This is a genomic window from Bacillus sp. AFS031507 (assembly GCF_002584635.1).
Taxonomy (GTDB): Bacteria; Bacillota; Bacilli; order Bacillales; family Cytobacillaceae; genus Neobacillus.
Map to the genome: position 1 here is coordinate 60,949 of NZ_NUOW01000025.1, position 25,864 is coordinate 86,812.

The 25,864-nt window shown below is 39.5% G+C and carries 22 protein-coding genes and 1 pseudogene; 16 read left to right on the forward strand and 7 right to left on the reverse strand.

The genetic code is table 11. The features are described from left to right. Positions 1–37 precede the first annotated feature (37 nt). The 3 genes from COE25_RS21675 to COE25_RS21685 form a co-directional block, all read right to left on the reverse strand. Positions 38–1,162: a cupin domain-containing protein gene (locus tag COE25_RS21675; protein WP_098934099.1), complete on the reverse strand. Its 1,125-nt coding sequence runs from the start codon at positions 1,160–1,162 to the stop codon at positions 38–40. Between the two features lie 78 nt (positions 1,163–1,240). Further along, entirely contained in the window at positions 1,241–2,191 is a 951-nt protein-coding gene (locus tag COE25_RS21680) for a fumarylacetoacetate hydrolase family protein (protein ID WP_098934100.1), read from the reverse strand. Positions 2,192–2,406: 215 nt separating this feature from the next. Further along, positions 2,407–3,168, reverse strand: coding sequence for an IclR family transcriptional regulator (locus COE25_RS21685; protein ID WP_098934101.1), 762 nt, complete (start codon positions 3,166–3,168; stop codon positions 2,407–2,409). A gap of 179 nt (positions 3,169–3,347) precedes the next feature. On the opposite strand from COE25_RS21685, the gene COE25_RS21690 reads away from it, so the two are divergent. From COE25_RS21690 to COE25_RS21705, 5 genes are all read left to right on the forward strand, one after another. Further along, positions 3,348–4,544 carry an FAD-dependent monooxygenase gene (locus COE25_RS21690; protein ID WP_098934102.1) on the forward strand — a complete coding sequence of 399 codons (1,197 nt, stop codon included), beginning with the start codon at positions 3,348–3,350 and terminating at the stop codon, positions 4,542–4,544. 130 nt (positions 4,545–4,674) lie between these two features. After that, entirely contained in the window at positions 4,675–5,169 is a 495-nt protein-coding gene (locus tag COE25_RS21695) for a DinB family protein (protein ID WP_098934103.1), read from the forward strand. Between the two features lie 172 nt (positions 5,170–5,341). Next, positions 5,342–5,968, forward strand: a complete 627-nt coding sequence (locus tag COE25_RS21700) for a TetR/AcrR family transcriptional regulator (RefSeq protein ID WP_098934104.1) — start codon at positions 5,342–5,344, stop codon at positions 5,966–5,968. Between the two features lie 178 nt (positions 5,969–6,146). Then, a complete protein-coding gene (locus COE25_RS30955) occupies positions 6,147–6,323 on the forward strand; it encodes a hypothetical protein (RefSeq protein ID WP_180247565.1) in 177 nt (58 codons plus the stop codon). Positions 6,324–6,659: 336 nt separating this feature from the next. Next, on the forward strand, positions 6,660–7,316 hold the full coding sequence (locus COE25_RS21705; RefSeq protein ID WP_098934105.1) for a hypothetical protein: 657 nt from the start codon (positions 6,660–6,662) through the stop codon (positions 7,314–7,316). A 114-nt stretch (positions 7,317–7,430) separates the two neighbouring features. Here COE25_RS21705 and COE25_RS21710 read toward each other — a convergent pair whose 3' ends face one another. Then, the gene (locus COE25_RS21710) at positions 7,431–8,573 is read right to left on the reverse strand and encodes an SLC13 family permease (RefSeq protein ID WP_098934106.1); all 1,143 of its coding nucleotides are present in this window, start codon (positions 8,571–8,573) and stop codon (positions 7,431–7,433) included. A 196-nt stretch (positions 8,574–8,769) separates the two neighbouring features. On the opposite strand from COE25_RS21710, the gene COE25_RS21715 reads away from it, so the two are divergent. After that, the gene (locus COE25_RS21715) at positions 8,770–9,219 is read left to right on the forward strand and encodes a DinB family protein (RefSeq protein ID WP_098934107.1); all 450 of its coding nucleotides are present in this window, start codon (positions 8,770–8,772) and stop codon (positions 9,217–9,219) included. A gap of 110 nt (positions 9,220–9,329) precedes the next feature. On the opposite strand, the pseudogene COE25_RS21720 reads toward COE25_RS21715, so the two are convergent. Beyond that, positions 9,330–9,521 (reverse strand): annotated as a pseudogene (locus tag COE25_RS21720) (AIM24 family protein); the annotation flags it as partial. Between the two features lie 268 nt (positions 9,522–9,789). Here COE25_RS21720 and COE25_RS30960 point away from each other — a divergent pair. Next, the gene (locus COE25_RS30960) at positions 9,790–9,927 is read left to right on the forward strand and encodes a hypothetical protein (protein WP_180247566.1); all 138 of its coding nucleotides are present in this window, start codon (positions 9,790–9,792) and stop codon (positions 9,925–9,927) included. Between the two features lie 259 nt (positions 9,928–10,186). On the opposite strand, the gene purF is transcribed toward COE25_RS30960, so the two are convergent. After that, on the reverse strand, positions 10,187–11,566 hold the full coding sequence (gene purF, locus COE25_RS21725) for an amidophosphoribosyltransferase (protein ID WP_098934108.1): 1,380 nt from the start codon (positions 11,564–11,566) through the stop codon (positions 10,187–10,189). Between the two features lie 198 nt (positions 11,567–11,764). On the opposite strand from purF, the gene purK reads away from it, so the two are divergent. The 8 genes from purK to purD all read left to right on the forward strand — a co-directional run bounded on the left by purK (position 11,765) and on the right by purD (position 19,844). Continuing rightward, complete coding sequence (gene purK, locus COE25_RS21730; RefSeq protein WP_098934109.1) at positions 11,765–12,892, forward strand: 5-(carboxyamino)imidazole ribonucleotide synthase; 1,128 nt, start codon at positions 11,765–11,767, stop codon at positions 12,890–12,892. A gap of 64 nt (positions 12,893–12,956) precedes the next feature. Beyond that, positions 12,957–13,676 (forward strand): phosphoribosylaminoimidazolesuccinocarboxamide synthase, encoded by a 720-nt coding sequence (gene purC / locus COE25_RS21735; protein ID WP_098934110.1) that lies wholly within the window; start codon positions 12,957–12,959, stop codon positions 13,674–13,676. Beyond that, positions 13,669–13,923 (forward strand): phosphoribosylformylglycinamidine synthase subunit PurS, encoded by a 255-nt coding sequence (gene purS / locus COE25_RS21740; protein ID WP_088088195.1) that lies wholly within the window; start codon positions 13,669–13,671, stop codon positions 13,921–13,923. The genes purC and purS overlap by 8 nt, the downstream gene beginning before the upstream one ends. Positions 13,924–13,935: 12 nt before the next feature. Next, positions 13,936–14,619 (forward strand): phosphoribosylformylglycinamidine synthase subunit PurQ, encoded by a 684-nt coding sequence (gene purQ, locus COE25_RS21745; RefSeq protein WP_098934111.1) that lies wholly within the window; start codon positions 13,936–13,938, stop codon positions 14,617–14,619. Then, positions 14,606–16,894: a phosphoribosylformylglycinamidine synthase subunit PurL gene (gene purL / locus COE25_RS21750; RefSeq protein ID WP_098934112.1), complete on the forward strand. Its 2,289-nt coding sequence runs from the start codon at positions 14,606–14,608 to the stop codon at positions 16,892–16,894. Before purQ ends, purL begins: the two co-directional genes overlap by 14 nt. Positions 16,895–16,907: 13 nt before the next feature. Further along, positions 16,908–17,942 carry a phosphoribosylformylglycinamidine cyclo-ligase gene (purM, locus tag COE25_RS21755; RefSeq protein WP_098934113.1) on the forward strand — a complete coding sequence of 345 codons (1,035 nt, stop codon included), beginning with the start codon at positions 16,908–16,910 and terminating at the stop codon, positions 17,940–17,942. Positions 17,943–17,944: 2 nt separating this feature from the next. Next, positions 17,945–18,523, forward strand: coding sequence for a phosphoribosylglycinamide formyltransferase (gene purN / locus COE25_RS21760; protein ID WP_098934114.1), 579 nt, complete (start codon positions 17,945–17,947; stop codon positions 18,521–18,523). 58 nt (positions 18,524–18,581) lie between these two features. Further along, entirely contained in the window at positions 18,582–19,844 is a 1,263-nt protein-coding gene (gene purD, locus COE25_RS21765) for a phosphoribosylamine--glycine ligase (protein ID WP_098934115.1), read from the forward strand. 427 nt (positions 19,845–20,271) lie between these two features. On the opposite strand, the gene gltC is transcribed toward purD, so the two are convergent. Then, the gene (gltC, locus tag COE25_RS21770; RefSeq protein ID WP_098934116.1) at positions 20,272–21,174 is read right to left on the reverse strand and encodes a glutamate biosynthesis transcriptional regulator GltC; all 903 of its coding nucleotides are present in this window, start codon (positions 21,172–21,174) and stop codon (positions 20,272–20,274) included. Positions 21,175–21,302: 128 nt separating this feature from the next. On the opposite strand from gltC, the gene gltB reads away from it, so the two are divergent. Beyond that, positions 21,303–25,853: a glutamate synthase large subunit gene (gene gltB / locus COE25_RS21775; RefSeq protein ID WP_098934117.1), complete on the forward strand. Its 4,551-nt coding sequence runs from the start codon at positions 21,303–21,305 to the stop codon at positions 25,851–25,853. The last annotated feature ends 11 nt before the right edge of the window (positions 25,854–25,864 follow it).

The window sequence follows — 25,864 nt, forward strand, 5'->3', positions numbered from 1 at the left end:
AAAACGCTCAATGTGAGCGTTTTTTTAAATCATTCTTTTAACGGAAGTCCGCTTTAAATTCGCCAGTCATTTTTTGGTGGCCGTTGTTTTCTTCAAACAATTGCTCTTGTTCTAAGTCGAAACGGTTCATAATTGGTAAATCGTTTACTGAGAAGAGGTAAGAGTCTTCTGAAGCAAAGTGTTCATACCAAGCCCAGTTTGGAACAACGAAGTAATCGCCTTTTTTCCAATCGAAGCGAATGCCATTAATGACTGTGTGACCTAAACCTTTGTGTACTTGGTAAACAGTTGAGTGTGTATGGCGTAATGCCTTGGTTTGGAACCCATGTGGTAAATGCTGCATTCGAGTGCCAAGCGTCGGGTTCGCCGATTTACCTGTAGATGGGTTAATGTAATCTACTGCATATCCATGGTGTGGATTTGGATCGAATTCCATCAAGCCTTTAATTCCTTCTACCGTTCGATCCCATTTATAATTAGCAAGTGGAGCAACTGTGAATTTTTCATCACCAACAGGACGAACCATGCCGCCACGATAACGGATCTCTGAAAAGTTATCTGGAATATCTGGTTGTTGTAAACCATCTTCATAAGGTTCAAAGAAGGTACCACCAATTGCGTAAAGAGTAGGGATATCTAAAGCATCCATCCAATACATCGGCTCTGTACCTAAATGGGCATGTCCATGCCATAAGCCCTTTGGAGTAATTAAAAAGTCGCCTTCTTCCATGAAAATACGCTGACCTTGTACGATCGTGTATGCACCTGATCCTTCAGAAATGAAGCGCAAGGCACTTTGTGAGTGACGGTGAGAGGGAGCTTGCTCACCAGGCAATAACATTTGAATAGCTGCATAAATCGTTTGAGTAGTAGATCCCCATCCCCAAGGTTCACGATAAGTTAAGCCTGGATTTTGGAAATAAATCGCACGACGTTCCCCACCGCGTTCTGGTGTGAAGATTTGAGCGGCTTCAGCCATTTTCTTTTTGAGTAATTCATCGCTCCAAAGATAAGCTTGTGCCTGAGGCTTTGGCGTTTTGTGCATAATTGCTGGAATTGCTTCCCAAAGAGGTCCTAAGTTGTATTGTTGAATATCTCTTGTGTAATCGGTTACAATTGAGCTTTTCATAAACTCCTGAACTTCTGGATTTACTTCAGCCATTTCACATTCTCCTTTATTATTCAAATTTATATCGAAAAGGGGAGCAGCGTATGCTGCTAGACCCCATGCAAATCCTAATTATACAGTGGCTAAGACATCTGTTGCCTTTACCTTATTTTCAAGCGCACCAAGTTGGTCGATCTCAATCCGAACGACGTCTCCATCTTTTAAGAATTGCGGAGGATTCATCGCAACTCCAACACCCCCAGGAGTTCCTGTTAAAACAACATCCCCTGGCTCTAATGTCATTAAATTGGATAAGAATGCTACTAATTTTTGAACGGAGAATACTAGATTCGCAGTATTTGTTTTTTGACGTATTTCCCCATTTACTTTTAGAACAACATCTAAGCCAGATGGATTTAGTAACTCATCGGAAGTTACTAAATAGGGTCCCATCGGTGCACTACCTTCAACTGTTTTTCCTTGTAACCATTGAAGAGTGCGTCGTTGAATATCACGATAGGTGACGTCATTTGTAATGGTATAACCTGCTACATAGTCTAATGCATCTTCTTCGGAAACATTGCGTGCTTGTTTGCCAACAACAAAAGTAAACTCGGCTTCATAGTCAAGTTGGTCTGAAATTGGATAGTGTGGAATATCGTCCTCGGGTCCTAAAATGGTATTAGCGAATTTTGCAAAAATAACTGGATGGGTTGGGAGTTCACGACCCATTTCTAAAATGTGCTCGCGGTAGTTGTGACCAACACAAATAATTTTGCCTGGCCGTTGAACAGGTGCTTCTACCTTGACATCCTCAAGATTGTAAATCACTTTTTTATCAAAGCTTTCAGGATTAGCTAATATGAAATCGATTGCATTTTGCGCTAGTTGCAGTGATTCTTTACCACCTTGGTATAACTCGTCTGTATTTTCTGGCACATATGCTTTTGCGATGGCTTCGAAACGGTATTTTCCTTCTGCTTTTAACTGTGCTTGGTACGCATAGTTTAAGTCGATTACTTGGTTGTCCACGATTGCCCCTGCACGAGTATGCCCAGCGACAGTAAAATTAATAAGTTTCATTGTTGTCCTCCTTGTTTTCACTAATTGTGAAACTAGTTCACTATTTATAAAAAATATTAATATGTTTTGATAAGATTGTCAATATTATTTGTTTTCAGAAAAAATAAAATCCTATTATCCTTTCATCTCTCCCCAAATATCCAGTATTGCAATATAAAAAGCATAAACTTCTATAGAAGAACTTCATGCTAAAACGCAGATGGAAGAGTAGGAGATTAATTTATAAAACCATAATATTGTGAAATTTCCTTTGCGGTTTTGAGAACGTATTGTCCAATCGGATGATCCACTGATTTTGGTACTGTCTCAGTTATACCAACGATGGTAATGGCTCCGATCAGTTCATTGTTGAAATTTAATAAAGGGACACTAAAAGAAGAGACATGATTGATTAGCGGTTCAGTTTTTGATGCAAAAAACAACTCTCTTGTTTTTTCCTTTTCATCTTGATATTGCTGTAAATCACTTTCATTGAGCTGGGATAATTCCTCTTCTTCCCATTCTTTCATGAGGACATCTTTTTCAAAAGCAGAAAAAACGACGCCGGTTGAGGAGGAGAGCGGCAAGTGTGTCCCCATTTGTGCTCCGATATTTATTCCATAATCTGCACTTAAAATATATGAAATGAGTGGGCCTTTTATCGAAGGAACAGCCAGTAGTACTGTTAGGCTCGTGTGCTCGGTGATCTTTTTGAAATAGGGTATAACCACTTCAATTAAAGAAGTTTGACCTAAAGCAATATTTCCTAACTGTACTAATTTATGTCCAAGCGTATACGTGTTTGTATGAGGATTACGATTGATTAATCCAAATTGGTATAGTGTTGCCAAATATTTATATAAATTACCTTTTGTCATAGAAGTTCGGTTTTGAATATCAGAAAACTTTAGAGGCTCTTTATCCATTGCTAAGATTTCTAATATGTTTAACCCAATTTGTAATGACTGTATACCGGTAGCTTTCGTTTCAATTGTCATAATGATCCCCCTCTTTTCAGTTGGTTTTGGATAGTGTAGTAGAAAAATTGATTAAAAGAAATTTCAGAATTTAAAAATTTTTGTATTGACGAAATAGTGAAAGATGATTTAAAGTTTACTTATTGGGAACATTGTTCACTATTTGTAGAAGATAATAACCTATTTGGGAGGAATTTTCAATGACGACTAATGTAAGCGATATTATTGTAGTAGGTGGAGGAATCGGTGGTTTAGCCGTAGCCCTATCAATCCAGGAATCTGGTAAATCAGTAGCAATTTTTGAGCAAGCACCTGAATTTGGAGAAGTAGGTGCAGGTATTCAGTTAGCACCAAACGCGTTAGAAGTGTTAGACCGTCTAGGAGTAAAGGAAGAAATTTTAAAGCATGCGGTAGTACCAAAACGTCTGGTCCTAAAAGATGTTTATACTGCAGAAGAGTTAGTAACACTTGATTTAGGGGAAGGTTTCCAAAAAGAATTCGGGCAGCCATATATCGTATTGCATCGCTCTGACTTACACAGAGTTCTTTATGAAGCATGTCAAAAAAGCAGCAATATCAAATTCTTTACAAACCAAACCATTCAAACCGCAGGACAAAATGGTGATACTGTAACAGTTGTCAACCAAAATGGTGAAACGTTTAGTGCGGAAGCAGTAATAGGTGCGGATGGGGTAAAATCAAACATGCGCAAGCTATTGATTGAAGATGAACCAGTAAACTCTGCGTATGTAGCTTACCGTGGAACGATTCCAATTGAAGAAGTGGCAAATAACTCAAACTTAGACTTAGATGATGTCATCATGTGGATTGGGCCAAACCTGCACTTAGTACAATATCCAGTTCGTCGTGGAGAGCTTTACAACCAAGTAGTGGTATTTAAATCCTATGATGCTACTGTAGAAGACTGGGGAAATCCAGAAGAACTTACTCGCCGTTTTGAAAATAGTCATCCAAAAGTTCAAAATGCTTTATCTTATATTAACCGTCAATTCCATTGGCAAATGTATGATCGACAACCAATCGACAATTGGACAAAAGGCAACATTACGCTATTAGGGGATTCTGGTCATGCTATGCTTCAATATTTAGCTCAAGGCGGCGTTCAAGCATTTGAAGATGCGTTTGTCCTAGGTGCGAAATTAAAAGAACATAATACTTACGAAGAAGCATTTAAAGCATACCAAGAAATGCGAATTCCACGTTCTGCAATGGTACAAACAACAGCCCGTAAATGGGGAGAAATCATTCACGCGGAGGACCCAACAACCATTTCACTTCGCAACTTTATTTTCGAACAACACAAACCAACAGATTACAAGATTGTTGATTTCCTATATGGCTATTTCAATAAAAATTACCAACGTGTCGATTGCTAATTTACAACTTTACGCAAATCAAAAATGCGTTAGAGCCAACTCTAGCGCATTTTTAATCTATACTTATAATACTATTTACACGAAAGTGTTGAAAGTTCACAATAAGTGAATTGTAGGAGGGCTTATTACGATGACGACAGCAGTACTGAATGAAAGATTAGAAACTTTTAAAAAGAGTGTAGATGATATTGTAGCGGTAGTGAAAAATACGGAAGAGGCGACACTTTATGTTAAACCTTCTGAAAAAGAATGGTCCGCCATGCAAATTGTTTCTCATATTTTAGAAGCGGTAGATTTTTGGGTAGCCGATTTGGAAGCATTGTTAGTTGTTCCAGGTGCAAAATGGGGACGGAATCATGAACATGTACGTCGTTTAGCTGCAGTAGATGAAAAGGTTGTATCTCGAATTAAGAAAGAGTATGCCATAACTAAACTACTAAACTTAGTACCGAAGGTTGAGGCAGCACTTGCTAGAGTTAAAGAAGAGGATCTAGTAAAAACAGCTCCAAGTTATAATCCAAACTTTGACGGAAAACCGTTATCATTCTTAGTCGACCATTTAATCGTTCAGCATGTAACAGGTCATTACGGGCAAATGGTACGTCATTTAGAAAAAGTTCGATAAACAAAAAGCCATCGAAAACTCGATGGCTTTTGTTGTGATTTCTATTTACAATAAATTTTGGTTGCTTTTATCGAGGGCGATAAGCTAAAATTTAAATAAACCGGGCGGTCGTTTTTTTATTTACCTTCATATAATGTATCGTGAATGATTAATAATAAGGGCGGGGATCAATATGCCACCAATTGTTTCTGATGATTATAAAGAGAAAAAGAAAAAAGAAATCTTGTCGAGTGCTTTTGTTTGCTTTGCTAAAAAAGGTTTCGAAGTCGCTACGATAAATGACATTGTAGAGCATTCTGGTATCAGTAAAGGTGCTATTTATAATTACTTTCAAAGTAAGGATGAAATTTACCTAGAATTAATGAGTACGGAAACGAATCAAACACATGACGAACTGAATCAGGAAATTTCTAAAAAGGTATCAGCCATTGAAAAACTAAACTACTTGTTCGATATTTACCTAGATATAAATCCTTTTGTAGAGGAAAATAAAGCTCGTTTTTCGGTTCACTTAGAGTTCAAACTTCATTCTTCAAGGAACAAAGAATTAACGGAACGTTTACGGGATCGGAGGCAAAAATATTTTATTTCTCAAATAACAGATATTCTTAAAGAAGGGCAAAAGTCTGGTGAAATAAAACAAGATGTGAATCCCGGAGTGTTTGCAGATCTATTTTGGTCCATGATCGATGGAGTGGTCTCGCAGACAATTGTATACGAAGATTATCCATACCAAGAGGTATTAAATGAAATAAAAAAAATGTTCATCCTAAGAGTTAAAGAACTATCGGTACATTAAGGCAAGCCCAATCTAATCGGCTTGTTTTTTTGCACTTATAAAATTGCTGCTGATAATATCAGGGACAAATTAAGAATCGTTGAACCAGCAAATAAACCGAACAGTCGTCTTTTATACACTCGGGCTTTATTATGATGCTAAGAATTTATTCTTTAATTTATGAGAGGAGAAAATATAGATGCGAATGTATGATTACCAAACAATGATTGGACTTAAACAACAGGAAGTGGAAAAAAATGCCGAGTCTGCATGGGAGTATGTTAATAATTCTGAAAGAAAACAGCAAGATGTGTCAGCGGACGGCAAACAGTCTTTAAGGAAGAGATTGGAGAATTTGTTGGGGTTATCGAATTGAAGGAAAGTGTATTTCTTAATGCAACGGATAATAGGGTGAAAAGGCTCCTTTTAATTCCATATGTAACAGGGGCTTTTTCTTTTTAAAGACGAAGGAGATATGCTTTGAACAGCTCGAAAATATTACAATTTTATGAAAAATCCTCTTCAAAATAAATTCTTCAATTCGAAAAATCCCTTACTCATCTCATCTCATCTCAGATAATGAATCCTTAAATTTTAGCAAAGAAAAATATAAGAAAGGTTATACAAAATTTAACAACTTGTTCATAAATTGGTAATATCTTATGGACATCCTATCATCTGTAATACCCAAACCATTTTAGGAGGATATCACATGATGAGAAAGATGAAGAGGACCTGTATTTGTGTAATGGTTTTATTGTTTGGATTTCTAGGTTCAGTGCAGGTTTTTGCAACTACAGAGGATAACGCACAAGTAAAGGCAACAGAAGACCATGGTCGAGGTTATTTTAAACACGATCCTGAGTTTATAAAAAAGCAGGCCGAATCGCTAGGGATTGACACCAAAGGGAAGGACATAGAATCATTGGAGAAAGAAGTCCGAGATACAGTAATCAAAAATGAAGCGAAAGAGTTGGGTATTTCGATTGAAGGCAAAGAAATATATGATTTAGCCAATGAAGTTCGTGAAACCCACATAAAAAAAGTGGCCAAGGATTTAGGAATCTCGACTAATGGCAAAGAATTAAAGGATTTAGTCCATGAAATTCATGAGTCACAGATTAAAAAAGACGCTAAAGAACTAGGCATTTCTATTGAAAATAAAAATCTTCGTAAAGTAGCCCATGAGGTCCGAGAAAAACGAATTTTCCAAGCCGCAGAAAAATTGGGGATAGAAACAAAAAATAAATCCGCGAATGAAGTTTTTAAGGAAATCATGACGAATCACGCAGATAAGGTTAAGGAGTTAAATCTTTTTCCAACTAAAGAAGGTAAGATATTTTTCTTTGACCGGTCAAAAGAAAATTAGTTCAGGTTGGAGAGACTTAATCATAGGAATTCCCTTTTAATAAAAAATCAGGCATATCCAATTCTCTGGATGGTGCCTGATTTTTTAAATACACTGCATATGAAAAAGCTCATTTTAAAATAGTTTAATGATAAAGTACTGAATCAAACTTAAAAACGCTAAAAGGGAAAAATTATAGAGACTAAATTTAATAATATATTTTTTACTCTCGGTTGGATTTGCCTGAATGAATAGTTTGTAAGAAATCACACTGGCTAATGATGCAATAATGGTCCCTAGTCCGCCAATATTCACTCCCAATAATAAAGGTTTCCAATCTGTTGTGAATTCTGCCAGGAGGATAGAAGCAGGGACGTTACTAATAAATTGGCTTAAAAATATCGAGATAAAATAGACGGAAGTAGTGTCTTTCAAATTTGCACTGGCAAATGCTTGTAATGTGTTTGAATTGGAAATATTTCCGATAAAGATAAAAAAACAGATAAAGGTAAACAGCAGCAGATAATCAATCTTTATCAATAATTTTACATTCAAAATGATCACGGATATGAATGTAACCACGAAGGCAACCTGGTAACTGACCATTCCAAAAATAGAAGCGATGATTATTGCTAGGATTAATCCCCAGACAGCTGGTTTTTTCCAATCGTCTAATAGCATGGGAGTAAGAACTACTTTCAAGTCTCTATTTTGCATTCTTTTTATAAGGATATATATAGAACATATCCCAAGGACAGCCATGAATAGGACGGTCGAAAAAAAGGGTAATGGCTTGATTCCATAATGAGAATAAATGAACAAATTTTGCGGATTTCCCATTGGTGTTAAACTGCTTCCAATATTGGCTGCAATAGTTTGCAGGATAATTGTCTCCATCATGGGAATTTTGGTTTTTCTGCTACTAACAAGAGTCAAAGGTACAAAAGTAAGCAGTGCCACATCGTTCGTCACAAACATTGAAGTAAAAAAACATAACAAAATTAATATGGCTGAAACGGACCGGCTATTATTACATTTATTAATGATAGCTATTGCGAATTTATCAAGAAATCTAAGTTCTTCCAACGCCTTTATCGTTAGCATCAGGCTAAATAAAATAAATAGCACTTGAAAATTTATATACTCCAATTTTGGAGGATAAATTAAAGAGCTTGTCACTGCTAAAATAAGTGAAATGGTAAAGACAATGTCTTTTTTTAGAAAACTAAATTTCAGTTTGATTCTTTTGTTTTCTTGTATTAGTACAGATTCTTTCACAACACACCACCTGTAGTAGATAGAATATAACAACTATATGATTCTAACATTTACAGTTATGGTTGGAAACCTATCGATGATAATACCTAAAATTAGTAATGATTTATAACAAAAATATGTTGGTATTGTCTAAAATGTAAATGGTTCTAAATTCTATTTGATTATACATATTGTTTAAATAAATGGAGGTGGTAATGTGGAAACGATTCGAAATATGTTTGAGCATTTACATTGGTCTAATCATCGAATTCTAGAAACCTTAAAAAATATGGAAGGAGAGAACAAACAAGTTAAGAATCTATTCTCACATATACTTTTGGCAGAACATGTGTGGTTTACTAGGTTAAAAGGATCGGACAGTTCCCATTTACCTATTTGGGCAGAGGTCAGTTTAGAAGCCTGTGCAGAACTTGTTAATCAAAATCTGCAAAACTTTAAAGAATTTCTTTCTGGTTTATCCAATTCTGATCTCGAACAGATCGTTTCATACAGAAAAAGTAAAGGCAAAGAGTTTCAAAATTTGGTAAGGGATATCCTGACCCATGTTGCATTACATGGTCAATATCACCGAGGACAGATCAATCTACTTCTGAGAGCTAATGAAAGCGAACCTGTTAATGTAGACTTTGTTACATTTAGGAGATGAAGAGGGTAATAAATGGTGAAAGCCAGAAAGCAAAAAAAAGTTCCTGGTATCATCAAATTTGGATGGTACCAGGAACTTTTTTTTGGTGTTTACCTTTTTCACCAACCCAACTAACTTTGCTTTGCTTTCATGTAAACCTCTTCGTAGGGTTGGATTACAACAAAGCCTTCACCTTCGAACCTCATTTGAAAGGACTCACCGCTGCCTCTTCCAAGAAAAGTCTTTAAACTGATATCTGTTTGAAATTCAGGCTGAAGATTTCCTGACCAGGCTACAGTTGCGTATAGATCCGTTATTTTTGGGAGTAAAAGAAAAATTTATCCTTTCAAAAGGTGGTGTAATAATAATAATGCACAAGGCAATCAAATTTCTCCACAGGAATTTCAAATTGAGGGGTAGACAATTAAGAAAATGAATAAGACATTGAAGTGAACTGAATAATAATGATATTCAGGCAGAAAAAGTGCTATTATTACCGGCTGGGATCCAATTCTTTCTCCTGATGCAGGAAAATCTTTAATTTAGGTTTTTAATAATACCTAAGACAATTATCGTAAAGGAGTAATGAAAATGGTTAATGAAACTCAGTATGTTGCAGCTACGCTTTCACCTAATTTGATTAATGAAATTCAATCACTAGAAGAAAAAATAAGCGAGCAAGCACATAAAAAAGTAGTGGTTATCGCGTACGAAAATGATAAAAATTAATTAAGTAGAGATCTTCAGGGGAAATAGGACGCCTATTTCTTTCTTTGCTAGGCTGGAATCAAATATCGTAATAATAAGCTAAAACCTTCATAAATTTGAAGGTTTTTCTTTATCGTAACATCTAAACTAACATTAAAAATTTTAATCTCAATTAAGAATGAAAAGATAATTTAATTTCAAAAGTTTGGGTTTATTCGGGAATAAATATAATGATAAACTAGGACTTCCATTTTTGGAGGTCCTAGTTTAATTAAGATGATCACTTCAAATACAATTTAGTTGGATATGCTCCGCTAAAACAGGCGATACAGCGACTGCTTGTTTCTGCAAGATCTACATCTACCGCCTCTAATAACCCTTCCGTACTTAAGAAGGCTAATGAATCTGCTCCAATCACATTTCCCATTGCTCGTTCATGTTCATGTTTGTTAGCAAAAAGTTCTTCTTTTGTCGGCATATCCACTCCATAAAAACAAGGATTTCTTACCATAGGGGAACTTATTCGTACATGGACCTCCTTGGCTCCTGCCTGACGGATCAATTCAACAATTCGCTTGCTTGTCGTTCCACGAACAATCGAATCATCAACAAGCACGACCCGCTTATCCTCGAGAATTTCTCGCACTGCACTTAATTTTAGACGAACGGCCAAGTCTCTCAATACTTGGGTTGGTTCAATAAATGAACGACCGGCATAGGGGTTTTTGATGATTCCCATTTCATAAGGAATTCCTGATTGTTGGGCATAACCCATTGCTGCAGGGACACTCGATTCTGGTACAGCAACGACAACATCAGCTGGTGTCGGATGTTCTTTTGCTAAAATTTGGCCTAATTCTTTCCGTATGGCTAATACACTTCTTCCATGAATCACACTATCTGGACGAGCAAAATAAACAAATTCAAAGGAGCAAAGGGAAACGTCACCTTTTGCAGCAAATCTGCCTGTTTTTATTCCCTTCTCGTTCACAAGAAGCCATTCGCCCGGTTCAACATCCCTCCAGAACTTAGCATCAACCGCATTAAGCCCACATGTTTCTGAAGACGCGATAATGGATTCACCAATTTTTCCAAGGCTAAGGGGACGTAACCCATGACGATCCAGGGCAATCAGCATTTGTTTATCAGTCATGATCACCAAAGCAAAGGAACCGTCAATCCGCTTCAGGACATCTGGTCCAGCTTCATCAAAATATTTTTTACTGGATCGGGCTATTAGGTGAGCAATAATTTCCGTATCAGTTGTTGTCTGAAAGATGGCACCCTGTTGCTGGAGAACCTTCCGTTCAATATTGGCGTTCACTAGGTTCCCGTTATGGGCAACGGCCAAATCGCCCTCACTGTACTTAAAAACAAGAGGTTGTGCGTTTTGTAGTAAACTTGCTCCAGAAGTAGAATATCGTACATGACCGATGGCCATATTTCCGCTTAGTCCATCCAGAATTTCACGTGAAAATACTTGGGTAACTAATCCCATGCCCCTGTGATGTCTGAATAATTTTCCATCACTAGCCACAATTCCTGCACTCTCCTGGCCACGGTGTTGAAGGGCATGAAGTCCATAATATGTTAAATGGGCCGCTTGGGGGTGATTAAAAACTCCAAATACACCGCATTTCTCCTTCATTTCTGAATCCATTATTATATTCCTCCCCTGATTTCATTTCATTATTTTTGGCGAAAGCAGAATTTTTATCCTTTTATTTCATGGTCTAGTTGATTAAATCGGTTTTGGTAAACTATCAAATTTTTTTTAAATTAAAAAAGTAAAGGAGTGTGTTTCAGGAAAACCTAAAATTATGAAAAGTTTAAAAAAGGATGAGGGAGGAAAAATACTTTGACAGTCATAAAACCCGGCTCAACGATTGGTATCTTAGGGGGAGGCCAGCTAGGAAGAATGATTTCAATGGCTGGTAGAAATATGGGATATCGCTTCATTACTTTGGATCCGACACCTAACTCACCCTGTGGACAAGTTGCAGATCATCAAATCACAGCTCCCTATTCTGAGCTTAAAGCAGTTAAAGAACTAGCAGATTCCTCAGATGTTATTACTTATGAATTTGAAAATGTAGATTCTACTATAACCTCCATGTTAGAAACTACATCCTTTGTACCTCAAGGAAGCGAGCTGCTCAAAATAACCCAAAATCGGATTCGGGAAAAATCCACTTTAAAGACCTTCAATGTGCCAGTAGCTCCTTTCTTGGTCATACAATCGGAAAATGACATTGAGACGGCTATCGATCGTTTGGGATTCCCTTTCATAATGAAAACCGCTACAGGGGGATACGATGGGAAAGGGCAATGGGTAATAAAAAGCAGGGATGAAATTCCAATTGCCATTGAGGCTTGGAATAAGGCAGGGATGGACATGATCATCGAACAATTTATCCCGTTTAGTAAAGAATTATCAGTGATTGTTGCCCGAAATATTCAAGGTCAAACAAAGACATTCCCAGTAGCTGAAAATGTCCATATTAAGAATATCCTGCATCAGTCCTTCGTTCCTGCAAGAATCACGGATGAGCAAAGGATTCAAGCGGAATCTACAGCATTGAAAATAGCAGACTCCTTACAAGTAGTAGGATTAATTGCGATAGAGATGTTCCTTACGAATGATGGTGAAATTATCGTGAACGAGTTAGCACCAAGACCTCATAATTCCGGGCATTATTCAATGGACGCATGTATTTCTTCTCAATTTGAGCAACATATTCGGGCAATATGTGGAATGCCATTAGGAGATACTACTCTTTTAAGTCCGATTATAATGGTTAATATTTTGGGTCAGCATTTAAGTAAAGTGCTAGATAAAATAGAACAGCTTCCTCCAACAGCCAAACTTCATTTATACGGCAAAAAGGAAAGCGTAGAAAATCGGAAAATGGGTCACATTAATTTTTTAGGTTCAACTCTCGAGCAAATAGACAAGCAAATTAAGGATCTTGGAATTTGGTCATAAGGATACGCGGCTATTATAGTCGTCCGGCTAAAACATAACCCACGAGTGAAAAGAGTGAAAAATAATGGAAAAATTAGAACAGCTTTATGAAGGTAAAGCGAAAAAAGTGTTTAAAACATCAGAACCAGGAAAGTATTGGATTGAATATAAAGATGATGCCACTGCCTTCAATGGTGAGAAAAAGGGTCAAATAGCAGGAAAAGGAACTCTAAATAATGAAATTAGTGCCATTTTCCTAAGTTTGCTAAAAGAAAAAGGCGTGGATAATCATTTTATTAAAAAGATTTCATCAATTGAGCAGATTGTTCAGCAGGTAGTGATTATCCCGATTGAGGTTGTCGTTCGCAATATAGCGGCGGGCTCACTTGCAAAAAGGCTGGGATGGGAGGAAGGGAAGGAACTCCCAAAAACCATTGTGGAATTCTACTATAAGAATGATGAGCTGGGGGACCCTTTGATTAACAATGATCATATTGCCATTCTTGGGCTGGCTAGAGAGTCTGATATAGCAGTCATTCGAAAGGAAGCATTAAAAATCAATGATATTATGAACGAATATCTGTTAGACAAAGATATTATCTTAGTGGATTTTAAATTAGAGTTTGGAAAAACCCCTGCTGGCACTATTATCTTAGCGGACGAAATCTCTCCGGATACGTGTCGATTTTGGGATGCCAATACAAAGGAAAAGTTAGATAAAGATCGGTTTAGACGGGATTTAGGGAACGTTGAGGAAGCCTATCAAGAAATATTAAGGAGAATTGGGGGTAGTGTCAATGTTTAAAGCAACGGTATATGTAACCTTAAGAGAAAGTGTTTTAGATCCACAAGGAAATGCCGTTCATGAGTCGCTGCATTCACTAGGATATGATGAGGTTGGAGATGTACGAATAGGAAAATATATGGAGCTTGAAATTAATAGCGATGATCAAAAGGCGGCAGCAGAACGAGTAAAGGATATGTGTGAGAAGCTGTTAGCCAATACGGTGATTGAAGACTATCGGTTTGATCTTACTAAGCAGGAAGGATAGGAGGGGAATTAGTTGAACTTTGCTGTGCTGGTTTTTCCTGGCTCAAATTGCGATGTGGATATGTATAAAGCTGTTTTAGATACGATTGAACAGACGGTCGAATATGTTTGGCATCTAGAAACGGACCTATCAAAATATGATGCGATTCTTGTTCCAGGTGGTTTTTCCTATGGAGATTATTTGCGGCCTGGGGCTGTTGCGAGCTTGTCTCCTGTCATGGAGCAGGTGAAAATTGCGGCTGAAGAAGGGAAATTGATTCTTGGTGTCTGTAATGGATTTCAAATACTAACTGAAGCTAATCTTTTGCCAGGTGCTTTAAGAAGAAATCAGCGGTTAAAATTTCATTGTGACACCATTGATTTAAAAGTAGAAAACAACCAAACTCCGTTCACATTAGACTATCAGGAAGGTGAAACGATACGTATTCCAATTGCCCATGGCGACGGAAATTATTATTGTGATCAAGAGACATTGGATCAATTAGAAAAGAACAATCAAATCGTATTCAGGTATAAAGGGACGAATCCAAATGGGTCGATTTCTGAGATTGCGGGGGTAATCAATGAGAGAGGAAATGTATTAGGTTTAATGCCCCACCCGGAACGCGCGGTTCATAAATGGCTGGGAACTGATGACGGAAAACGTATGTTTTCATCTATTTTAAGTTACTGGAGGAAACAACATGGTACAGCATAAAGAACCAAATCCTGAGCAAATCGCCCAGCAGAAGGTCTATCGGGAAATGGGATTAACCGATGGAGAATTTGATAAAGTAATCGAAATTCTTGGACGGAAACCAAATTATACCGAAACGGGCATATTTAGTGTCATGTGGTCCGAGCATTGCAGCTATAAAAATTCGAAGGTAGTGCTCAAACGTTTTCCGACTTCCGGCCCGCATGTCTTGCAAGGCCCTGGAGAAGGAGCAGGTATTGTTGATATCGGTGATAATCAAGCAGTCGTGTTTAAAATTGAAAGCCACAATCATCCTTCGGCCATTGAGCCCTATCAAGGTGCTGCAACGGGAGTTGGCGGTATCATTCGGGATGTTTTTTCCATGGGTGCACGCCCGATCGCTTTAATGAACTCTCTTCGTTTTGGCGAACTTGATAACCCAAAAACCAAATATATCTTTGAAAATGTGGTTGCAGGTATTGCCGGATATGGTAACTGTATGGGCATTCCAACGGTTGGCGGAGAGATATATTTTGATTCCTCCTATGAAGGGAATCCCCTTGTTAATGCCATGTGTGTGGGTTTAATCAGCCATGATGAAATTCAAAAAGGCGTGGCAAAAGGGATTGGTAACCCTGTCATTTATGTTGGAGCTGCTACCGGAAGAGACGGCATACATGGAGCTACATTCGCTTCAGAAGAGTTGAGTGAAAATTCCGAAGCGAAACGTCCAGCCGTCCAAGTAGGCGATCCTTTTATGGAAAAATTGCTGCTGGAAGCCACTCTTGAATTGATCGCCTCTGGTCATGTGGTCGGGATACAAGATATGGGGGCGGCTGGGTTAACCAGCTCAAGCTCTGAAATGGCCAGTAAAGCGGGAAATGGCGTTGAATTGGATCTTGATCTCGTTCCACAGCGAGAAAAAGGAATGAATGCTTACGAAATGATGCTTTCCGAATCACAAGAAAGAATGCTGGTTGTTGCGAAAAAAGGAAAAGAAGGAGAAGTAAAAAAGATATTTGATAAATGGGGGCTCCACTCCGCTGTGATCGGCCGGGTGACTGATGATAACCAACTCCGTTTACTTCACAAGGGAGAAATCGTAGCGGAAATCCCCGCAGACAAGCTGGCAGAAGATGCCCCGGTGTATTGTAAGCCATCTAAAGAGGCGCCATATTATGAAAAATATTCTTCCTTAGACACAGCTGCAGCTATTGAAGAGCCAAAGGATTATCATTCAGTTCTGCAGCAGCTGCTAGCATCGCCTACGATTGCCAGCAAAGAGTGGGTATATCAACAGTATGACTATATGGTTAGAACAAATACGGCAGTCATACCTGGATCGGATGCGGCTGTAGTTGCTATCCGTGGAACACGAAAAGCCTTGGCGATGACAACGGATTGCAATGGAAGGTATGTTTATCTTGATCCGTTTGTTGGAGGAGCTATCGCGGTAGCAGAAGCGGCGCGTAATGTCGTTTGTTCCGGTGCAGAGCCTTTAGCTATTACAGATAACTTGAACTTTGGAAGTCCAGAAAAGCCGGAAATCTTCTGGCAGTTTGAAAAGGCAGCGGATGGGATTAGTGAAGCGTGCCGTCAACTCAATACTCCTGTTATTGGCGGAAACGTCAGCCTATATAACGAAACAAAAGGAGAAGCTATTTTTCCAACACCAACCATTGGCATGGTTGGGTTAATTAAAGATATCGCTCACATTACAACTCAGGATTTTAAAAAAGACGGAGATGTAATTTATTTAATTGGGGAAACCAAAGCCGAAATAGGCGGGTCGGAATACCAAAAAATAATGAATGGAAAGATCGAAGGGCGCCCGCCGCAGTTAAACCTAGATTTGGAAAAGAAGATACAAGCTTTTACCCTTAAGATCATTCAAGAAGGATTAGTCCAATCGGCTCATGATGCGGCAGAAGGCGGTTTAGCAATAGCGATAGCTGAAAGCTGTATTGGTGGGAAGTTGGGAGCAGAAATCAAGTTAACTGATGAACTGCGAACGGATTTAAGCCTCTTTAGTGAAACGCAATCTCGAATTATTCTTTCCGTTTCTCCGGAACTTGCGGAGAAGATAAAAGAAATGGCACAACAGATGGAGGTGCCCATAAAAGAAATCGGTAGGGTAAAAGGTCAGGAACTATCAATTACACATAATGGAAAGACCGTTATTTCTCAACCGATTACTACATTGGAAGAAGCCTGGAAGAATGCAATTCCTAACATAATGCGTTCAGGATTATTAAAAAAGCTCAACATGCAGGAAATCTCTGCAAGTTTACCGTAAAGGAGAGAAACGAATGAGTGATGCTTACCGCCAAGCTGGAGTCAATATCGATGCGGGAAATGAAGCCGTTGAACGAATGAAAAAACATGTAAAAAAAACCTTCCGTCCAGAGGTTCTAACGGGATTAGGAGGGTTTGGGGCTCTATTTAAACCAGATTTAACGAAGATGGAAGAACCTGTTTTTGTTTCTGGTACGGATGGAGTAGGGACCAAATTGAAAATTGCTTTTGCCATGAACAAGCATGATACCATTGGAATCGATGCGGTTGCCATGTGTGTGAATGACGTCATCGTCCAAGGAGCCGAGCCACTTTTTTTTCTAGATTATTTAGCCTGCGGTAAGATCATCCCGGAAAAAATTGAAGCCATAGTTAAAGGGATTGCTGATGGATGTGTGCAGGCGGGGTGTTCCCTAATTGGCGGTGAAACTGCCGAGATGCCGGGAATGTATCAGGACGAGGAATATGATATTGCAGGCTTTACTGTTGGTATGGTAGATCAAAAACATGTCATTGATGGTTCGAAAGTAAAAGAAGGTCAAGTTCTAATTGGTTTAGCTTCAAGTGGTGTACATAGCAATGGCTTTTCACTTGTCCGGAAAGTTCTTTTGGAGGATGCTAAGCTCTCATTAGGTGACTATGTGGATGAATTGGGGGCTGAACTGGGAAGCGTATTGCTTGAACCAACCAAAATTTATGTAAAATCCATCCTTTCAACTGTAAGAAAATATACTGTCTATGGTCTTGTTCATGTAACCGGAGGAGGTTTTTATGATAATATTCCACGAATTCTTCCAAAGGGTTATCAAGCTGAAATTAAGGAGGGATCTTGGAAGGTCCCAGGAATTTTTTCCTTTATTCAAAAATCAGGCGAAATTTCAGATTATGATATGTTCCGAACCTTTAATATGGGAATTGGAATGATATTAGTCGTAGATTCTGCAGACACCACAGCTATTATCGAGCACCTGCAAACGTTGGGTGAGGATGCCTTCGTAATTGGTACAGTGCAAAAAGGTACTGAAGACGTCGTATTCAAGAAGGAGTAAGTATGAAGATTGCAGTTTTTGCTTCTGGTACGGGTTCTAATTTTTCAGCGATTCTAGAATCCATTCATTCGAAAAAAATCATTAACGTTGAAGTGGTTTTACTGGTCAGTGACCGTCCTGAAGCCCTTGCAGTACAGAAAGCAAGGGATGAACGGATCCCGGTGTTTACTTTTTTTGCTAAGGACTATCCAAACAAAAAAGCTTATGAATTAGAGATCCTTGACGAGTTAACACAAAGGAAGGTTGATTTTATCGTATTGGCTGGCTATATGAGACTGCTGGGGAATGTATTACTCCGGGTTTATGATCGGAAAATCATCAATGTCCACCCGTCTTTATTACCAGCATTCGCAGGAAAAGATGCCATTGGTCAAGCGCTCGATTATGGGGTAAAGGTGACTGGGGTCACGGTCCATTATGTCGACGAAGGAATGGATACAGGACCCATAATTGCCCAACAGGCAGTCACAATCGAATCGGACGAGACAAGAGAAACCTTAATTGAAAAAATTCAAGAGCAGGAGCATAGATTATTACCAGAAGTGATCCAAAGACTGGCGAATTGGGAGGCAGCGAGATGAGAAAGGCTAGATGCATTGGATTTATTGAAGGAAAAGAAAGACCTGGAGGTAAAACGAAATGAAGGTGTTAGTCATAGGGGGAGGAGGCCGTGAGCATGCGATTGTTTGGAAACTGTCTCAAAGTCCTAAAGTTACTCAAATTTATTGTGCTCCGGGCAATCCTGGGATTGCAGAGTTAGCAACATGTGTTTCAATAACGGTTTCAGATATAGAGAAATTAGCCACTTTTGCTAAAATGGAACAAATCGATCTTACCTTTGTAGGACCAGAAGAGCCTCTCTCATTGGGTATTGTTAATTATTTTAAAGAGCAGGGATTAGCGGTTTATGGCCCTTCAAAGGAAGCGGCAATGATAGAGGGAAGTAAGGCATTCGCTAAAGAATTAATGATCAATTATGGGATTCCGACAGCTAAATATGCTGCGTTTACAAACTATGAGGACGCACTAGCTTATGTTCGCAGCGAAGGGGCACCAATTGTGATCAAAGCGGATGGCTTAGCTGCAGGAAAAGGTGTGGTTGTGGCAAAAACACTGGAAGAAGCGGAAGATGCACTTCAAAGTATGATGAAAGAAGTTTCCTTTGGCTTGGCGGGGGCGAAGGTGGTTGTTGAGGAATTTTTAGAAGGAGAAGAATTGACCCTGCTCGCTTTTGTGAATAGGACTATTGTAAAGGCAATGGTTCCGGCACAGGACCATAAGCCGGTTAATGATGGTGACCAGGGACCAAACACTGGAGGAATGGGAACTTATGCGCCGTTACCACATATTGATTCATCAATGGTTGAGCGGATTATTCATGAAATAGTCGAACCAACGGCAAAAGCGATGGCAGCGGAAGGCTGTCCTTTTGAGGGGATTCTATATACCGGTTTAATGCTGACAAAATCAGGTCCAAAGGTTATTGAATACAATGCACGCTTTGGCGATCCGGAAACACAAGTAGTTCTTCCACTGCTAGAAACAGATTTACTTGATATCTTGCTGGCAAGTCTCACCGGAGAATTAGAAAAGGTAGAGGTGAAATGGAAAGACAAGTCTGCTGTTTGCGTGGTTATGTCTTCTGCTGGTTATCCGGGACCATACGAAAAGGGCCAGGTAATAAAAGGATTGGATCATGTAACTGATCCGGCTATTGTATTCCATGCCGGTACCACTTTAAAGGATGGCGAAATGCTTACAAATGGAGGCCGTGTACTGGGAATCACTGCCATTGGCGACCATTTGAAGGAAGCAAGAGAGGTGGCTTACCTATCCGTAGAAAAGGTTTCTTTTATAGGTGCACATTACCGAACCGATATAGGATCTAAAGGAGTTCGTTGACTATTAATAACGTGTCATAAGCGACCCTTATGAAGGACAAATCTCTTGTTCCTGAAGCGGCTTTTGTCTTTCATACCGCTTCTGAAGGACAAATCTCTTGTTCCTGAAGCGGCTTTTGTCTTTCATACCGCTTATGAAGGACAAATCTCTTGTTCCTGAAGCGGTTTTTGTCCTTCATACCGCTTATGAAGGACAAATCTCTTGTTCCTGAAGCGACTTTTGTCCTTCATACCGCTTATGAAGGACAAATCTCTTATTCCTGCAGCTACATTTGTCCTTCATACCGTTTATGAACGATAAATCTTTAGTTCCTGTGACCACAGAAAAAAGGAAATGGCTATAATGTCCACCCCATATGTACAAAAGAGTTAAAGTGTCTTTTAATGGTGCCTGACACCACACCGTGACACCACACCGAAAATCCAATCTATTGGAACTGCTCTAATATACGGAAAAAATCAATCGCAAATTGGTAAAAGAGATTTTCGGAGGGTGCTAGGTCTCTATATTTTGGAGTGATTAAGCCGACTGTTCTTTTCACTTGAGGGGAATCAATCGGTATTTTTACTGTAAACCTTGGAATGGAGTCGTGAACGGTACTTTCTGGTAAGAGGCATACCCCGATGCCTGCTGAAACTAGTCCCTTTAATGCATCTAAATCCTCTCCCTCTGAGGTGATATTTGGTACAAATCCTGCTTCTTTGCATGCCTCGACTGCAATTTTTTGGAGAATATACCCTTTTGGGAATGAAACGAAGGAATCGTTTCGTAACTCACCTAGATCTAATCTCTTTCGGTCGGCAAGTGAATGGTTTGCAGGAAGCAAAGCAGAAATGTTTTCTGTAAATAAAATCTTTGCTTCAATATCAGGGTCTTTGGTTGGGACAGGGCCAATAAACGCGAGATCAATTTCTCCATTTTTAACGGCATCAATTAAGTATTGATAAGAGCCCTGACGCAAATGGAAAACAACGTTTGGTTGTTTAGTTCTAAAAGCAGAGATAACCGTTGGAAGCCAATAGCTTGCTAAACTTGTTGGATAACCAATTTTAATGGTGCCGGATTGAGGATCTAAATACTCATCAATCTTTTCTTTTGCCTCATCAATAAATTTTACCGCCTTTTTTATATGAGTTAAAAAGATCATTCCAATCTGGGTTAACTTAATGTTCCTTCCGGTTCGTTCAAATAGACGAACACCGAGTTCATCTTCAAGCTTGGCAATCTGAAAACTTACCGCGGATTGAGCTACATTTAGATTTTCAGCCGCTTCTGTTACATGTTCGCGTTCAGCAACCTCCATAAAATACCTTAATTGACGCAATTCCACGCTAATTCCCTCCATTCATATTAATATCAGATTGATTTAATCTTAATTATATATTGTTTATATGTATGTTTAAACATAAAATTACTTCATACTGATTTATCGGAAAATTAAGAACGGGGGAGATAATAATGACATATCACCAACTACCAAAAGCACAAGGTCTCTACCGCCCAGAATATGAACATGATGCATGCGGAATTGGATTATATGCCCACATTAAAGGGTATGCAACTCATGAGATTGTAAAAAAAGGACTAAGCATGCTTTGTAAGCTAGACCACCGCGGGGGACAGGGAAGTGATCCATTTACAGGAGATGGCGCCGGGCTCATGGTTCAGATTCCAGATAGCTTTTTCCGCAAAGCCCTCCAAAACGTCCAATTACCTGAAAAGGGTCGCTACGGGGTAGGGATGCTTTTTTTCTCAAATAATGATTCAGAAAGAGAAAATATAGAATCTTATATTAATAAAATGATTGAACAAGAAGGACAGACGGTTCTCGGCTGGAGGACAGTGCCTGTCAATGCTGAAACTATTGGTGAAACAGCCAAGCAAAGCCGCCCGTTCATCCGCCAAGTATTTATCGGAGCAAACGAGGGACTGTTGGATGAATTATCTTTTGAGCGTAAATTATACATCATTAGAAAACAATCAGAACAATGGGCAATGGCATCGGATTTACGTTTTTATTTTGCCAGCCTCTCAAGCAGAACCATTGTATACAAAGGGTTATTAACACCGGAACAGGTAGACAGGTTTTACCTAGATTTACAGGATGAGAGTTTTGTATCGGCTTTTGCTTTAGTGCATTCCCGCTTTAGTACAAATACGTTCCCTAGCTGGGAAAGAGCTCATCCAAACCGGTACCTGATCCATAATGGGGAAATTAATACACTTCGCGGTAATGTCCATTGGATGAAGGCGCGTGAAAAGCAATTTGTGTCGGAAGCATTTGGTGAGGACCTTCAAAAGGTGCTCCCAATCTTAGATACTGATGGAAGTGACTCTTCAATTTTAGATAACGCACTTGAATTCTTGGTGTTAGCTGGCCGCAAACCTGCTCATGCTGCGATGATGCTGATACCTGAACCATGGTCAGAAAACCCGCATATGACAAAGGAAAAGAGAGCTTTTTACGAATATCATAGCTGTCTGATGGAACCTTGGGATGGTCCAACGGCTATTTCCTTTACGGACGGCAAACAAATAGGGGCAATATTAGATCGTAACGGCCTTCGTCCGGCTCGTTATTACGTTACTGATGATGATTATATTATTTTTTCATCAGAGGTTGGCGTCATCGATGTCGAACCCGAGAAAGTAATATATAAAGAACGTTTAAGCCCAGGCAAAATGCTTTTGATTGATTTAGAAAAAGGCCGAATTATTTCGGATGAAGAAGTAAAATCCGAGATGGCTGAAGCTCTTCCTTATCAACAATGGTTAGATGAGCAACTTGTTGGATTAAATAAAGATGGACAAAACGAAGAAGAGATTCTATCGGATTTACTAGTTCGCCAGAAATCATTTGGATACACATACGAAGATATTTCAAAATATCTAGTTCCTGTTGTGAGCGAAGGGAAAGATCCAATTGGAGCAATGGGAAATGATATGCCATTAGCGGTTTTATCTGACCGTGCTCAATCCTTGTTTAACTACTTCAAGCAATTATTCGCCCAAGTAACCAATCCGCCAATTGATTCACTTCGTGAAGAGATTGTCACATCGACGATGACATTATTAGGGGCGGAAGGAAATATATTGAATCCTTCAGAATTAAATTGCCGCCGAATTCAGTTGGATACACCGGTTATTACCAATAGTCAACTGGAACAGCTAAAATCATTGGATTCAGTTGATTTTAAGAATAAGGTAATTGACATCCTGTTCACTGAAGATATCGAAGGCAGTCTTGATAGGATTTGCCGAGAGGCGGATGCTGCCATCTCTGAAGGTGTAAGTCTATTAATCTTATCTGATCGTAACATGAATCAAAAGGAAGCAGCGATTCCTTCCTTATTGGTTGCAAGCGCCCTTCATCAGCATCTGATTCGTGAAGGCAGCAGAACGAAAGCAAGCATCATTATTGAATCAGGGGAAGTACGTGAAGTTCATCATTTGGCCGCTTTAATTGGCTATGGTGTTGATGCCATCAATCCGTATCTTGCCTTCGCAACATATAAGCAGGCTATCTTAGATGGAAGCTTACCGTTCACATATGAGGAAGCAGTAAGCAAGTATGTAAAGGGAATGACTGAGGGCGTTGTAAAAGTCATGTCCAAAATGGGAATTTCAACCGTCCAAAGCTATCGCGGTGCGCAAATTTTTGAAGCAGTTGGAATTAGCGGAGATGTCATTGAACGTTACTTTACTGGAACAGTTTCTCAGCTTGGCGGAATCAGTTTAGATACGATTGCCGAAGAAGCGAAGATGCTCCATACTGCTGCATTTGCGGATTCTTATGATCAAACATTAGATTCAGGAAGTAACTTCCAGTGGAGGAAAACAGGGGAACATCACGCGTTTAACCCTGGAACCATTCATACCCTGCAATGGGCTTGCCGTAAAGGCGATTACGAATTATTTAAGAAGTATTCCAAGCTAGCAAATGAAGAAAGAATTGGATTCTTACGGAATTTGTTCTTATTTGATGAATCAAGAACGTCTTTACCAATCGAGGAAGTAGAAACGGTTGATTCCATTGTGCGTCGTTTTAAAACAGGAGCCATGTCATTTGGATCCATTAGTAAGGAAGCCCATGAAACATTGGCGATTGCGATGAATCGCTTAGGCGGAAAAAGCAACTCGGGTGAAGGCGGGGAAGATTCAAGCCGCTTTATCTTGGATGAAAATGGCGATAACCGCCGAAGTGCTGTGAAGCAAATTGCTTCAGGCCGTTTCGGAGTGAAAAGTCACTATCTTGTCAATGCTGATGAACTTCAAATTAAAATGGCACAAGGGGCAAAGCCGGGTGAAGGCGGACAACTGCCTGGGAACAAAGTTTACCCATGGGTGGCAGATGTTCGTGGTTCAACCCCAGGAGTCGGTCTGATATCACCGCCGCCTCACCATGATATCTACTCGATTGAAGATTTGGCTCAACTGATTCACGATTTAAAAAATGCCAATCGGGATGCCCGAATCAGCGTTAAGCTCGTATCCAAGGGCGGAGTAGGAACGATTGCGGCAGGTGTTGCGAAAGGTGCAGCTGATGTTATTGTAATCAGTGGTTATGACGGCGGAACAGGAGCATCACCAAAAACCAGTATCCAACATACGGGATTACCATGGGAGCTTGGACTTGCCGAAGCACACCAAACATTAATGCTTAATGGCTTGCGTGAACGAGTTGTCCTTGAGACAGACGGTAAATTAATGACGGGAAAAGATGTCGTAATGGCTGCCTTGTTTGGTGCAGAAGAGTTTGGTTTTGCGACTGCACCGCTCGTTGTGCTCGGATGTGTGATGATGCGCGTATGTCACTTAGATACTTGCCCGGTTGGAATTGCTACACAAAATCCGGAGCTTCGTAAAAAGTTCACAGGAGAAGCTGATTACATCGTTAACTATATGCGTTTTGTTGCCCAAGAGGTACGTGAACTAATGGCTGAGCTTGGCTTTAGAACCGTTGACGAAATGGTAGGGCGTACAGATATTCTGAAAATGAGTGACCGTGCAAAAGCACATTGGAAAGCAAAGGACCTAGATTTAACTCCATTGCTGCATCAACCTGAAGGAGTTCGTACGTTCAGGACTCCACAAAATCATAAAATTGATGATTCACTTGATATTCAAAAAATCTTGCCGGCGGTTCAACAAGCATTACAAGATCGAATTCCAGTGGATGCGAGCTTCCCGATTACGAATGTGAATCGTGTCGTTGGAACAATCGTCGGAAGTGAAGTATCGAAGCGTTACGGTGAAGAGGGGCTTCCTGAAAATACGATTACTCTAAGATTTACTGGATCTGCAGGTCAAAGCTTCGGTGCCTTTGTTCCGAGAGGCGTGACATTAGAGATTTCGGGTGACGTAAACGATTTCCTTGGAAAAGGATTATCGGGCGGGAAGTTGATTGTGAAAGCAGACAAATCTTCTAAACTATCGGCAGGCGAAAATGTAATCGCTGGGAATGTTGCTTTATATGGTGCGACAAGCGGTGAAGCGTATATTAATGGACGTGCCGGTGAACGTTTTGCGGTCCGTAATAGTGGTGTGAACGTTGTGGTCGAAGGAATTGGTGACCATGGCTGCGAATATATGACGGGCGGACGCGTTGTTATTTTAGGTGATGTTGGCAAAAACTTTGCGGCTGGGATGTCTGGCGGAATTGCGTATGTATTAGCAGACGATCATGATGCCTTTAAGAAGTTATGTAACCAAGAGATGATTGAGATTGAAACTTTAACGAAAAACGATGCGAATGAACTTAAGCAAATGATTCAAAATCATTTCTATTATACGAACAGTGTGAAAGCAGGCTGTGTTCTAGAAAACTGGGAAAATCATGTAAGAAAATTTAACAAGGTCATTCCAAAGGACTATAAACGCATGTTGGACCAAATCCAGAAGCAACAGGAAAAAGGTCTAACTGAAGAAGAAGCGATTATGAGTGCGTTTTTAGCCAATTCTTCCAAACAGAAAAATACACCTAAACAGCCAGAAGCTGTAATACGCTAAGAAAGGGGAGA